The sequence below is a fragment of the Paenibacillus illinoisensis NBRC 15959 genome (assembly GCF_004000925.1).
In the GTDB taxonomy this organism is placed as follows: Bacteria; Bacillota; Bacilli; order Paenibacillales; family Paenibacillaceae; genus Paenibacillus; species Paenibacillus illinoisensis.
The window spans coordinates 208,753-222,766 of sequence record NZ_BIME01000002.1; the positions used below are offsets into that span (position 1 = coordinate 208,753).

Annotated in this window: 8 protein-coding genes; 6 read left to right on the forward strand and 2 right to left on the reverse strand. The window is 46.6% G+C overall.

Annotation, left to right across the window (positions count from 1 at the left end; all coding sequences use genetic code 11):
• Positions 1 to 97: 97 nt before the first annotated feature.
• Complete coding sequence (locus PIL01S_RS06435; RefSeq protein WP_127536784.1) at positions 98 to 778, forward strand: TetR/AcrR family transcriptional regulator; 681 nt, start codon at positions 98 to 100, stop codon at positions 776 to 778.
• Between the two features lie 257 nt (positions 779 to 1,035).
• Here the strand turns inward: PIL01S_RS06435 and PIL01S_RS06440 are convergent, their stop codons facing one another.
• Positions 1,036 to 3,060 carry an ATP-dependent DNA helicase gene (locus PIL01S_RS06440; protein WP_371859933.1) on the reverse strand — a complete coding sequence of 675 codons (2,025 nt, stop codon included), beginning with the start codon at positions 3,058 to 3,060 and terminating at the stop codon, positions 1,036 to 1,038.
• Between the two features lie 183 nt (positions 3,061 to 3,243).
• Here PIL01S_RS06440 and PIL01S_RS06445 point away from each other — a divergent pair, with 183 nt between their 5' ends.
• The 3 genes from PIL01S_RS06445 to PIL01S_RS06455 all read left to right on the forward strand — a co-directional run bounded on the left by PIL01S_RS06445 (position 3,244) and on the right by PIL01S_RS06455 (position 8,485).
• A complete protein-coding gene (locus tag PIL01S_RS06445; protein WP_127536786.1) occupies positions 3,244 to 5,496 on the forward strand; it encodes a glycoside hydrolase family 3 N-terminal domain-containing protein in 2,253 nt (750 codons plus the stop codon).
• A 474-nt stretch (positions 5,497 to 5,970) separates the two neighbouring features.
• Positions 5,971 to 7,248, forward strand: a complete 1,278-nt coding sequence (gene codB / locus PIL01S_RS06450; RefSeq protein WP_127536787.1) for a cytosine permease — start codon at positions 5,971 to 5,973, stop codon at positions 7,246 to 7,248.
• On the forward strand, positions 7,217 to 8,485 hold the full coding sequence (locus tag PIL01S_RS06455; RefSeq protein ID WP_127536788.1) for a cytosine deaminase: 1,269 nt from the start codon (positions 7,217 to 7,219) through the stop codon (positions 8,483 to 8,485). The genes codB and PIL01S_RS06455 overlap by 32 nt, the downstream gene beginning before the upstream one ends.
• Before the next feature lie 182 nt (positions 8,486 to 8,667).
• Here the strand turns inward: PIL01S_RS06455 and pdxR are convergent, their stop codons facing one another.
• Positions 8,668 to 10,140 carry a MocR-like pyridoxine biosynthesis transcription factor PdxR gene (gene pdxR, locus PIL01S_RS06460; RefSeq protein WP_127536789.1) on the reverse strand — a complete coding sequence of 491 codons (1,473 nt, stop codon included), beginning with the start codon at positions 10,138 to 10,140 and terminating at the stop codon, positions 8,668 to 8,670.
• 213 nt (positions 10,141 to 10,353) lie between these two features.
• On the opposite strand from pdxR, the gene pdxS reads away from it, so the two are divergent.
• Positions 10,354 to 11,238, forward strand: coding sequence for a pyridoxal 5'-phosphate synthase lyase subunit PdxS (pdxS, locus tag PIL01S_RS06465; protein WP_212676968.1), 885 nt, complete (start codon positions 10,354 to 10,356; stop codon positions 11,236 to 11,238).
• Positions 11,239 to 11,447: 209 nt separating this feature from the next.
• Entirely contained in the window at positions 11,448 to 13,961 is a 2,514-nt protein-coding gene (locus PIL01S_RS06470) for a GH39 family glycosyl hydrolase (RefSeq protein WP_246058102.1), read from the forward strand.
• Positions 13,962 to 14,014: the final 53 nt, after the last annotated feature.

The following is a 14,014-nucleotide window of genomic DNA, read 5'->3' on the forward strand; positions in this document are numbered from 1 at the left end:
TAACAGCGTTAGTTTGTGCCTTACAGTGTAAGATGATATCATGAGCGTATGAACCTGTAAAGTAAAACTTACACTGTTAGATAAAGGGCGGATATAAATGAAAAAACAACAGCCACAAATTTCGGAAGATAAAATATTGGAAGCCTCGTGGGAACTTCTGGGGGAAGAGGGCATCCAGAAATTCAGCATGAGACGATTAGCCGATCGTTTGGGGATTCAGGCACCATCTATTTACTGGTATTTCAAGAGCAAGCAGAATCTCTATCAACGTCTGGCTAACCAGATATCGAAAATCATTCTGGAGGATTTCAATTCGGAGGGGAATTGGAAAGAGCAGTTGGAGGAATTAGCCATAACCATTCGAAGTGTGTTGAGTCGTTACCCCTGCTCGACGCAGCTCATGATGATGACGCTGCCTCATGAACCTGACATGATCCGATTCACCAACCGTATGTTGCTTTGCGTCGAATCGACCCCGCTTGAGCAAGAGCAGAAATTGCAAGCCGTTTTAACGCTTACAAACTATGTGTTCTATTTCGTTTTGGATGATTATCAACATCAGCGCAATATCACCGTGATGCTGGAGGATGAGGGAGTGGCTCCGGGCGGGCAGATGAACGAACTTCTGGACTCCATGACTGAGGCAGAAGCGGGACTATTCCGAGGAATGTACAAAAGCGGACTTTTTGAGGTCATGGGGACCGATCAGGCTTTTGAATTTGGTTTGAAGCTGATTCTGATGGGGATTGAGCAGGTTATCAAGGAGCATGAGAAGTAAATCGATATTCACAGCTCATCTGGGGATGAAGTCGCCCCGGCAGACCTTACGATGCGCTGCGCATAACGTGCAACGAAATAGAGACAGTCTATATTAGAGAAGTGATTGCCAAGGTACATTCCCTTGTTGGATTGTAAACTGAAAAAGCTGATGCGGGTGATAAGACCGTATCAGCTTTTTTTATGTTGAACGCCCATAATTCGACTCTTTAATGAGTGTCTGCAACCAATCGTCAACAGTAGTATCCCATTTCAACCTTACCGTTTAATGCCCTTTTCGTGGACAAATTTCTTCAGTACCGAAAAATCCTCTGTCACCTTCTTAAAAGGCAAAGTTTCCAGCACTTGTTCCCGGTAATTCTTCCTGGCTGCTGCGCTAAGACGAGAGTCAAGGATGCTGAGCACGCCAAGGTCCGTTTCGCTGCGAATCAATCGTCCCGTTCCTTGCCGTAAACGAAGAAGCATGTCCGGTACAAACACGTCCATGAACGAATTGTCCGATAAAGTGGCCTTATACTCATAGATGGGATCGGACGGAACAGGGAAGGGCAGACGAAAAACAATGACTTGTGACAGGTCAGGACCCTCGATATTTACACCTTCCCAGAAAACGCCTGTACTAAGCAGCACACCTTTACTTCCCCGGAATTCAGCGATTACCCCATCTTGGGAAGATCCCTCCTTCTGAACATGTGCCGCCCATGGATATTTACTCTTATCTGAGATCAACTTCTGATGAACATACTTCATGTCTTCCTTGGCAGAAAAAAGGACTAGTGTTCTACCTTGGGTTAGATTACAGAGTTGAATCATTTCGTGGTAGGCTGCTTCAAGATACAGCTCGCGCTGATCGTATTGATAGGTTGGAACCTTGTTCGAGATGTACATCATGGCATGGTTCGTGTAATCAAATGGAGAGGGTTTGCGGTCCATATAATCGCCCCTGTAACCAAGCGATTGTGTTAAATAAGAATATTGTTCCTCCAGTGTTTCTCCGCCTTGACACATCGTGGCCGACGTGAGAATCACAGACGTCTTACCGTTAAATAACGTATGTTTCAGAAACTGGCTTATATCTTTGGGACAGATGCTGATCGTGGTTGCCCGAAGTGTCCTACTTGCCCAACTAAGATGATTTTCCTCTGTGTTAGCCAAGACATCCATAAGAGATATAAGCCCGTTCATAGCTTCATAAACTTCGTCAATCTCCCGCTCGTTGCGTGAGGTCAGAACCGATAAGCGAAGACTAAGGTCCTTCAAATGTTGGGAGACTTGGCGAAATGGTATGCCTTGCATCTCAGAAATCTGGATACGGTCACTATCCTGTTTGGCCTCTCGGAGCAGGTCAGCGTCGATTTGTTTGAAAATATGCTGAGCACATCTTTTGATAAATTTGGATTGGGAAAGGAGAGTCTTGTCCATAGACTGCTTCATGAGCAATTGCACCGTGTCGTCCAGTGTACGGCAGATGCCTCTTAATGTGAACTCCAGCGTCCTTGCGTCTCTAACTTTGGCCTCCAGATTATGAGCTTCATCAATAATGATTAGAGCTGGTCTTTCTGTAATGATGCCCCGTGTTCCTTCTTTTTTCTTCATCAGATCCCGGATAAGCAGGTCCTGATTCACAATTATAAAATCAATCTCGCTTGGCCTTGCATTAATTTTGGCTCGCATTTCATAAAACATGCATCCATTTTTATGATGACAACGTTCAAATTGGCAATCATTTACAGACACGTTAGACCATTCGGTATCACTAATTCCACCTTGGATGTCTGCTCTTTCATCAATTTCATAATTGATTACTCGCTGAGCAAGGGTGGACAAGGGGGAATTGGGATCATCTGGCTTGAACAACTCCGCAGCCCTGTTTCGGCAAGCATACTGGCCCATGCCTTTCCCTACGACAGAGCGAACTGTAGTGAAGCCGAGCCGGCTGCCGATGACGCGAAGATCCTTATGTATCTGTTCCGAAAGCTGAATGGAGGATGTGGCGATAATAATGGGCTGTTGTGAAACCTGATTAATGAGCAGACTGGGGATGAGATATCCAAAAGACTTGCCGATACCTACGCCAGCTTCAATCATGGCATTACGCCCGTTAACATAGGCATCCGTTATATCCAGAGACATATCCTGCTGCCCAATCCGCTCGCGAAGACCCATTCGGGGAAAACGGTCATACACCCGAAAGATGCCTTCCACAAGCGAGCGTTCGAGGTCCTTTTTCGGTTTGCGTTTCTGTGATTTAGAGAGTTCATTTAACCAGTTCAAAACAATCACCTCACTTCCCAATGTAAAATCTTCCTCTTCGTCTATTTTTAGTGAAACCCTAATTATCTTAGAAGCGTCATTTACAGTCAAGTGTACATAAGCGATGATTAAGTCCATGGCTATAAAACGCAACTAAACGGATATCAATAGCGTCTATTTATCTTACATAGAACAGCAACAGGAGTGAAACAAATGCAGCTAAAAATGATAGGCATATTCGGCGCCGTTCTCGGCTCTATGCTCATATGGGCGGGAAATGCAGCAGCGGAAGAGCGGTTTAACGACCTACAATATTCGAAGTGGGCAGAAGACGGTATTGAGTACATGGCGAAACGGGGAACCGTCGCAGGGTATGGAGATGGGAAATTTAAACCCGCAGGGCTTGTGACTAGAGCACAGGCAGTCACCTTTCTGGTGCGGGAGCTATACCCGGAACAGCTTGAGAAGCCCGCTGAAGGTACGACTTACTCGGATGTTCCAAAGACACACGCCTTTAATAAAGAAATTGCGATAGCTTCTAAAAATGGACTTGCCAGCGGATTCCCGGATGGCTCCTTCCGTCCGGATGCACCGCTTAGCCGCGCTGAAACTGCAGCTTTCTTAACACGCGCATATTCTCTATCGGAAGGCAAGCAAACCGCCAATTGGTCCGATACGGAAAACCATTGGGCAGCAGCGCCCATTCTCGTCATGAGCTCCAATGGTTTGGTCGGCGGATATTCAGATGGCACCTATCGTCCGAATCAAACGGTGACGCGAGCAGAATATGCCGTATTTATGTCACGATTAATTCAGTTCGAACGCCAGGCAGCCATTCAGGCACAGGATTGGGACAAGCTGATTTCTTATATGACCGTGAGTGAGCAGGTCGGTCAAATGCTCATGCCTGACATTCGGCAGTGGAATGGTAAAGTGACCACGACTGTTAATGAAGGGTTGAAAAGCAGCCTCCATAATCAGGATCTGGGCGGCTTAATCCTTTTCGATAAAAATATTGTAGACACTCGGCAGGTCACAACATTTACGCACAATCTGCAAATGGAAGCAGGGGACATTCCGATGTTTCTTGGCATTGACCAGGAGGGAGGCGTTATTAAGCGAATCCCTGGCGGCACCAATTTGCCGGGTCAAATGGCTCTAGGCGCAACCGGAGATTCAACCCTGGCCGAAGCGGCTGGACAGCTGACGGGAGAAGAGCTGAAAGCACTGGGGCTGAACATCAACTTTGCGCCAGTACTCGATATTAACAGCAATCCGGACAACCCGATCATCGGTATGCGATCATTCAGTTCAGATGCAGATTTGGTCACCAGACTTGGTCTCGCAACGATAACAGGGCTGCGGCAATCGGGCGTCATTGCGGCAGTTAAACATTTTCCAGGACACGGGGACACGACGGTGGATTCCCATCTCGGATTACCAGTCCTGACGCATAACCGCGAGAGGCTCGATGCGGTGGAGCTGAAACCTTTTCAGGCTGCAATCGAGAACGGGGTGGAGATGATCATGACTGCACACATTGCTTTTCCTGCCATAGACAGCGAACAGGTCACATCGCTTAAAGACGGACAACGCGTGCCTGTTCCTGCCACGTTATCCAAAAAGGTATTGAATGGTCTGCTTCGGGAAGAGCTGGGATATGAGGGGATTATTATTTCAGATGCGTTCACCATGGATGGGATAGCGGAGCATTTTGGTGAAGACCAAGCGGTAGAACGGGCGGTCAACGCAGGTGTGGATATCATCCTAATGCCGCAGGATTCTGCAGCTGCTCATCAAACACTGGTGAATGCGGTGAAGAACGGAACGATTCCGATGGAAACCATCCATGCTTCAGTCGAGCGTATTTTGGAGCTGAAAGCGAAGTATGGCTTGTTTGAACGCAGTGAAAGCCTTACGTCTAAGCTAGCCGAGCTTAACAATGTTATCGGTTCACAGGGACATCGCGAGGTGGAGCGGGAAATTGCAGAGCGAGCAGTGACCCTGTTGGCCAGCCGTGACGGTATGCATCCGGATTCATTCCAACGAGGAGATCGGGTCGTCATTGTTGCAGCGGAAGAAGAGCAAGCCAAGCAGCTTGAGGTACAGTTGAAGCAGGCTTCAAATAACCTGTCGTTAAAGACGGACATTGCCCTAATTGGACAAGCTCAAACGAAAGAGACGGTTGCCAAAGCCGATTATGTCATCCTGGCTTCCTACCAGTTCCGTAACGTGGCCAGCCAGTTTGGATGGAGTGCTTATCAAGCCTTAATCAATGAAATGAACACTCGTAATCAACGCTACACGCTGTTGTCACTCGGCAACCCTTATGAAACGATATATCTGAAGAACATTCGCTCAGGACTTGCTGTTTATGGCAAACAGGAGCCCAATACGGAAGCCGGAATCAACGTGCTGCTTGGCCATCAAGAAGCTACCGGCAAGTTGCCAGTGAAAACGAATTAAAACATATTGAAAATATTCAAAAAAATAATCAAAAGACGGATTCCAGCATACGGAGTCCGTCTTTTGATTTTGATCTTTGGATTCACCAGTGGAGAAAATTAATTGATATTTTTGTAATAAACCAAATGGTCCGTCCATTCATCATATTCGTGTATGAAGCCTTTGCGAAGAAGAAAAGTTGATTACATAGCTGTTTTATCGTGTTTGGATAATAATGACATTGACATATGTGTCATTTTCCAAAATAATAGAATGTAATTGAATACTGGTACCTTTAATTCAGTCCAGAGAGGCTGGCAAGGGCAGCGGATTTTTATAATCACGCGTGAAACAGGGCATATTCCGTTCAGGGATGCTCTGCGTCTTCGCGCGGGTTATGATGCAAAAAAGAGGCTACTTGTCAGTTATGACCTGACGAGTAGCCTCTTTTTTCTGCTTTTTGGTATCAGGACACTTTAAGTTGGGGGTATTCTGATGAGCAAACAAGATCAAGAATTTTCATGGCAGGCAGTGCCAAAAACGCAGAGAAACCATTTTTGGAAGACGTTGTCCGTTATGCTGGGTTTCACATTCTTCTCGGCAAGCATGCTGGCAGGAGGGACGCTTGGTGTCAGCTTAACGTTTATGGAGTTCATTGGTATCGTGCTTGCGGGTAATTTGGTGCTCGGGATCTATACGGGAGCACTGGCACATATCGCGGCGAAGACAGGCTTGTCCACACATTTGCTGGCCAAATATGCATTCGGTGAGAAAGGGTCGTATCTGCCTTCGTTCCTGCTCGGCTTCACGCAGGTTGGATGGTTCGGTGTCGGCGTAGCAATGTTCGCGATTCCCGTTGCCAAAGCGATGGATTGGAATGTGTACCTGTTAATCTTTGTGTTTGGTCTCGCCATGACGGCATCTGCAATCTTCGGTATGAAGTCGCTTGTTATTTTGGGTTATATCGCTGTTCCGGCCATTGCCATTCTCGGGAGTTACTCCATGTTCCAAGGCGCAGACACGCTTGGTGGCCTGCAAGGATTGTTTGATTACACGCCGGCACAGTCGCTCACTGCAGCAGCAGCACTAACCATTTGTATCGGATCGTTTATCAGCGGGGGTACGTTAACGCCAGACTTTGCCCGGTTCTCCCGTACGTCACGCCAGGCAGTTACCGCAACTGTCATTGCATTCTTCCTGGGCAACTCGCTCATGTTCCTGTTCGGTGCAGTCGGCGCCATGGCCTATAACCTGGCAGACATTTCGGAAGTCATGTTCCTGCAAGGTTTGATCATTCCTGCGATCATCGTTCTGGGATTGAATATCTGGACAACAAACGACAATGCTCTGTATGCTTCGGGACTTGGTTTTGCCAACATCACTAAAATTTCGAAAAAATTCTTCGTCGTCGTCAACGGCATCGTGGGTACCATCTTTGCGATGTGGATGTATAACAACTTCGTTGGTTTCCTGAATGTACTCGGCGCAGCCGTACCGTCCATCGGAGCCATCATCATTGCAGACTACTTCTTCGTGAAGCGCAGAAATTATAAACCATTTGCCGAGATGACTTTCAAAACGGTAAACTGGATAGCGATGGTCGCTTGGGCGATCGGCGTGGCATTCGCTCAATTGGCACCAGGAGTAACGCCATTAAATGCACTTCTTGGTACAGCGGTGGCTTACATTGTACTCATGTTGATCGTTTCTGCGAAAGAATCCAAAGAAAAGGGGAAAATGAATGATTATACAGAACGCGAAATTGCGGGGTAAAGACGGTCTATGGAATATCGTCGTAAAGGACGGAAAATTCGAACAAATCACGCAGGAGCCAGCTGCTACTGCGAATGAGGAAGTTATCGACGTAAGCGGTTCGCTTGTACTGCCACCGTTCATTGAGCCTCATATTCATCTGGATACAACGTTAACAGCAGGTGAGCCGGAATGGAATTTGAGCGGCACGCTGTTCGAAGGCATTCAGCGGTGGTCCGAACGCAAAGCATTTCTGACGCATGAAGACGTTAAAACACGTTCCAAAACGGCGCTGAAATGGCAAATGGCGCAGGGCATCCAGCATGTGCGGACACATGTGGACGTAACGGATCCAAGCTTGACGGCAGTTAAAGCGATGCTTGAAGTAAAAGAAGAGATGGCGCCTTACATTGACATCCAGCTTGTCGCTTTCCCGCAGGAAGGTATTCATTCCTATCCCAACGGTGTGGAACTGCTTGAAGAATCGCTGAAAATGGGCGTTGACGTCGTGGGAGGCATTCCCCACTTCGAATTCACGCGAGAATACGGCGTCGATTCAATGAAGGTTGCATTTGACCTTGCTGAGAAATATGACCGTCTAATCGACATTCACTGTGATGAAATCGATGATGAGCAATCCCGTTTTGTAGAAGTCGTTGCCAAGGAAGCCTACGAACGTGGACTGGGTTCCCGTACGACAGCGAGTCATACGACGGCAATGGGGTCATACAATGATGCATATACGTACAAGCTGTTCAGATTGCTGAAAATGGCTGACCTGAACTTCGTATCCAACCCGCTGGTTAACATCCACCTGCAGGGACGCTTCGACACGTATCCGAAAAGAAGAGGACTGACTCGTGTCAAAGAGCTGCAGGAAGCAGGTCTGAACGTGTGCTTCGGTCACGATGACATCTTCGATCCATGGTATCCACTCGGTACGGGTAACATGCTTCAGGTGCTGCATATGGGTATCCATGCTTCGCAGTTGCTTGGTTACGATCAGATCGTGAATTCCATTGACCTGATTACCAAAAACAGCGCAAGAACGCTCCACATCGAGGATGTGTACGGCATTGAAGAAGGCAAGCCGGCCAACTTCATCGTTCTGGAAGCAGAGAATGAATATGAAGCCATCCGTAAACAAGCTGGCGTGCTCTACTCGTTCAGAGGCGGCCGCAAAATCGCGGAAACGAAACCACGGGATACGTCGATCATTCTTGAAGACGGTTTGGAGAAGGTAACATTTAACAAATAAGCAATGAGAATGTAATGAAATAGGAAATAGGCACATTATACATTAAGAAATGCCTAGCATTAATCAAAAAATCCCCTCGGGGTGACAGGATCAATCAGAAATCACACGTAATCGTGAATTCTTCCTGCCACACATGAGGGGATTTTTTACTGTTATTAAAGAGACAGTGCCTCATGATGAGACTAGTCCGTTACAGCTTTTTGTAATCTCGCTACACCTTCCTGTATTTGTGCATCTGACAAATGGGCAAATGATAAATAAATACCAACCTTTATGCCATCCGATGTTGAGCTGCTGACTTCCGAGTAGTGGACCCCTTCCGATCTGGCGGATGCCCGAAAGGCTTCATAAGCTGAGGCTTTTCCTCGCCACCAGCCGAATACGTGCAGACCCGCTTCATTTTCCACCCAATCAAACCATGTAGAGAGCTGCTGATTCAACAGTTTGAGTAACATATGGAACTTGCGGCTGTACAGACGATTCATCCTGCGCAGATGGCGTTCATACTGACCGCTTGTCATAAATGCTGCGAGCGCCCGCTGTTCAATTAGATTAACAGGTCTTGGCTCATATAAAGCCTGAGCCTTTCTAAAGGTATCTGCCAGGGTGGGAGGGAGGACCACATAACCCAGTCGGACTTCAAAAGGCAATGTTTTGGTGAAGCTTCCAAGGTAAATGACGCGCCCTTCTTTGTCGAGTGTTTTCAGAGGTTCAACATGCATTCCGCGGTATCGGAACTCACTGTCGTAATCATCCTCGACAATCATGGCATCCCGGCGATGTGCCCAGTCCAGCAGGGTTTGTCTGCGTTCAAGACTAAGCATTTCACCTGTTGGAAATTGCCTCGATGGCGTGACAAACAACATACGTGCATCCCAGTTTTGGGGAACCAGTCCCTGACCGTCGAGATTGGCTTCAATTAACTTGGCGCCCGCAGCCATAATGGCTTGAGAAATCCCGACATAACAAGGGCTTTCCGTCACAACATGATCGCCAGGGTCTGCGAGCAACTGAGTGAGCAGCGCTATTGCCTGCATTGAACCTGCAGTAACGGCAATATGCTCCGCATCTACATGAATCCCCCGCATTCTCCGCAGGTAGGCAGCAATGGCCTCTCTTAATTTCGGGTCTCCTGTGGAGCTAACAGAGGCAGAAGCATGGATAACATTCTCCTCACGATGCCGTATCTCTGCATACAATCGATTATTCCATTCATCGTAAGGGAACTTGGAAAGATCCGGCTGATATTTGCTGAAGTCGATCATTTCGCTATTCTCTTTGCTGTGATCACGAATCTGTACCGTTTGTTGAGGGGTCTGCTGCTCAAGCTGCTGGATACGGTTTCCCCAAGCTGACAAGTGATGAGTACAGGATTTTACCTGGTACTCCTCATGGCTTAAATCCGCTTGATAAGCAACAAAGGTACCTCTTCCGTGCTCTGACTGAAGGTAACCTTGGGCAGTTAACGTATCATAGACCTGATTCACGGTTCCTCGGGAAATGTGATATGACGCTGCTAACTCCCTTGTGGAAGGTAACTTTTCGCCGTATACGAGATTACCATCATGAATAGCGTCCCGAACCGCATGATAGAGAGCCTTCATTTTAGTATATTGTCGGTTCAAATATGAACTGTACGCTAGATGAAATTGCATAGATCCTCCAATGGTTGTATAAAGTGGTTCAACAGATTCAAAGTGGTACAATAAAATCCGGTGATATTGGATCTTTTTATGTGTCCATTCTCATTTTATACTAATTCATAGTTTAAGGGGAAACAATAGTGGCATCGAAAAATAGATCATTTACTTTGTTGAAATAAGATGTCCTTTTTGAAATTAATCAAAAGTTAAACTGGGAGGATTACAATCATGCAAACAGGTACAGATCGTGTTAAAAGAGGAATGGCTGAAATGCAAAAAGGTGGCGTCATCATGGACGTCATGAATGCGGAACAGGCTAAAATTGCGGAAGCGGCTGGGGCAACAGCTGTTATGGCTCTTGAGCGGGTACCTTCTGATATTCGCGCAGCTGGCGGTGTAGCTCGCATGGCAGATCCAACGATCGTTGAAGAGGTTATGAAAGTGGTGTCCATTCCGGTGATGGCCAAAGCACGTATCGGTCATTACATCGAAGCCAAAGTGCTTGAATCCCTTGGCGTGGACTATCTCGATGAGAGTGAAGTACTGACACCTGCAGACGAAGTATTCCATATTGATAAACATGAGTTCACTGTACCATTTGTATGTGGAGCCAAAGATCTGGGAGAGGCTCTTCGCCGCATTGGTGAAGGCGCATCCATGATTCGTACCAAAGGTGAGCCTGGAACAGGCAATATTGTGGAAGCGGTTCGCCATATGCGTCTGATTAACAGCCAAATCCGCAAAGCCCAAAACATGTCCAAGGACGAATTGTATGCTGAAGCGAAAAACCTGGGTGTATCTTATGAGCTTTTGCTTGAAGTACATGAGAATGGCAAACTTCCAGTCGTTAACTTTGCTGCAGGCGGTGTAGCCACTCCGGCAGATGCTGCACTTATGATGCATTTGGGCGCAGACGGCGTATTCGTTGGATCCGGTATTTTCAAATCGGATAGCCCTGAGAAATTCGCTCGTGCCATTGTCGAAGCGACGACACATTACACGGATTACAAACTGATTGCCGAAGTGTCCAAAAACCTGGGTGCGCCAATGAAAGGGATCGAGATTTCCAAACTGTCTGCGGATGAGCGCATGTCCGACCGCGGTTGGTAAGATATAATGGATTTCGATAAGTAGTAGGTAGTCTGAATAGTGAGGAAAAAAGCTGATCAATTGAGTATAATTGATCGGCTTTTTTGTTATTCTTAAAGAACAACGTACGGATGTTCCAAAAGACAGACAATGAATGTAACGGACGTGAAATTGACCTGCACATTGATATCTTCAAAATGCTGTGTCTATAATAAGCGGTATGAAGGAAGGTGCAGACCATTCGCTATCTATATGAGTTTATTCAACATCACGACGATCTGCCTATGAAACTCTTCGTGAACTCAGTGAAACATATCGATTTCCATTGGCATAAGGAAGTGGAGGTTGTCTATGTTCTCCATGGTTCAATCAACATGTATCTGGATCAGCAGCAGTATACATTGCATGAAGATGATTTGATTGTGGTAAACAGCATGTCCGTCCACAAGATAGAACGAACCAATCAGGACAACGTGTTATTAACATTGCAGTTTGGTCCGGAGTTGATGAACAATAATGCTTTTATCTCCTGTAACTCTGCCCTGAACGTGGAGCAGGACGTTCCCCGGCTGCTTAGCATCAAACAACATCTTGCGCAAATGGTGTGGGAGATCAACAAAAAAACGCCGGGGTATCAAAATTTCACCATGGGCAGATTACAGATGTTATGCGGCTTCCTGCAGAGGTATTTTTCAAATGGAACGAATCCGACGTTGGAAGAAGGAAGCAGGGACTATGACTATAAAAGGCTGAACAGGGTCCTCACATATATTGATATTCACTATAATGAGAAGATTACGCTGCAGGATATGGCAGATTCCGAGCATTTAAGCTTGCATTATTTTTCCCACTTCTTTACGGACAAGATCGGGATACCTTTCCAAAAGTATCTGACCCTCATTCGCCTGGAGAAAGCCCAGGCCCAACTGGCAGCAAACGATAAAAATATTTCGGAGATCGCGCTGGATTGCGGATTTGCCAATGTGAAGCTGTTTAACAAATACTTCAAGGAAAAGTACGGCTGCACGCCCGGTTCCTATCGGGAAGCTTCGCGTACACCGGAACCTCATCAGTTGAATGTGAATCGCAAGCCCAAAACGTATGAGGAATCTTCTAGCGGAGATTATTACGAGATGGAAACGTTGAATGCGATTGGCTCGCTGTATCGATATTTGGATCCCAAGGGCGACGCAGATCAGGAGATGCTCCCTGTATCACCTGCACATCTGTCAGACCAAACTAGCATCGAGGTTCGTGCGGATCAGACATCGTTCGTCTACGAAAAGCACTGGAATATCACCATGACGGCGGGAAGAGCCATCGAAGGTTTGCGTGAAGATTGGCGGAAGCAGCTGTCTGCTTTGAAAGGCAAAGTACCTTTTAAGTACATTCGATTTCACGGCATATTTAATGATGAGATGATGGTGTATAGCGAAACGGAGCAAGGCACTCCTGTCTATAACTGGTCTTATGTGGACAAGTTGTATGATTTCCTGCTGGATCAGGGAGTTCGGCCATTCGTGGAATTAAGCTTTATGCCGAGCCAGCTGGCGAGATCCAAGGAAACGTTGTTTTGGTGGAGGGGGAATATTAGCCCGCCATCCGACCCCGCCAAGTGGCAGGCACTTGTTCGTGAATTCATTAGGCACTGCTTGAATCGTTATGGGGCGGAAGAAGTGAAGAAGTGGTACTTCGAAGTATGGAACGAGCCTGACCTGGCTGGTGTTTGTTGGGCAGGAAGCAAGGAAGAATATTTCGCTTTTTACGAATTGACCGCCCATGTCATCAAAACAGTATTGCCCGATCTGAGAGTGGGAGGCCCAGCTATGGGTTATGGATCTCTTTGGAACGACACCTGGGCTGAGGAGTTTCTATCATATTGCAGGAAGTGTGAAGCTGCTCTCGACTTTTTCTCGTTCCATATCTATTCGGAGTATCCCAAGCTAAAAGTTGAAGAGGATCGATTAACTCAAATCATGCCGCCTTCTTTCTATAAGGAAAGCATTGATCTTCTTCGGCAGAAAATGAAGGCGTCTTCGTACGGACATGTTGAACTCCATGTCACTGAGTGGAATTTTTCGCTGTATGACCGTAACTTGCTGCACGATACCATGTTCATGGCTCCGTTCGTCATTTATCACACGATGAATACACTCGGTGATGTGAAAGCCATGGCTTTTTGGTCTTTTACCGATGTATTCGAAGAAAGTATCGTTCCAACTTCTCCTTTCTATGGGGGATTTGGGCTGATCAATCGCGATGGTCTGAAGAAACCTAGCTATTATGCATTTGAGCTTATGGAGAAGCTGGGGGATGAGCTGCTAATCAAGGGGGACGGTTATGTCGGAACGCGAAAAAGTGACGGAAGCATGCAATTTCTGTTCTATCATTATGTGCATGTAGATCAGTTGTTTGCGAGTGGAGATTGGTCCGAATTATCCTGTTCAACCCGTTATGACGTATTTGAGGAGAAGGGCAGCAAAGCTTTTGAACTCACGCTTAACAAGCTTCCAGGGCCTTATAAATGCACCAGTTATCAACTCGATCGGGATCATGGCTCCGTATTTGATGAGTGGACACGCATGGGATCGCCATACTCTTTAACGGAAGAAGAGATCTCTTATCTAAACGGCAGAAGCGGACCCTTCATGGGGACAGAGATAATTAGGGATGAGTGTTGGCGCAGAGAGATTTTGCTCCCGCCACATGGCGTGACGCTGCTCATTTTGAATAGACAATATTAAAAAAAGTATCCTTAAGGCATCCTTTCAGCAATGGAGGGATGTTTTTTGTTGTT

Coding starts and splice junctions, on each gene's coding strand:
- pdxR (WP_127536789.1), bottom strand. CDS start 10,140: ATGCAATTTCATCTAGCGTACAGTTCATATTTGAACCGACAATATACT.
- PIL01S_RS06435 (WP_127536784.1), top strand. CDS start 98: ATGAAAAAACAACAGCCACAAATTTCGGAAGATAAAATATTGGAAGCC.
- codB (WP_127536787.1), top strand. CDS start 5,971: ATGAGCAAACAAGATCAAGAATTTTCATGGCAGGCAGTGCCAAAAACG.
- PIL01S_RS06455 (WP_127536788.1), top strand. CDS start 7,217: ATGATTATACAGAACGCGAAATTGCGGGGTAAAGACGGTCTATGGAAT.
- PIL01S_RS06445 (WP_127536786.1), top strand. CDS start 3,244: ATGCAGCTAAAAATGATAGGCATATTCGGCGCCGTTCTCGGCTCTATG.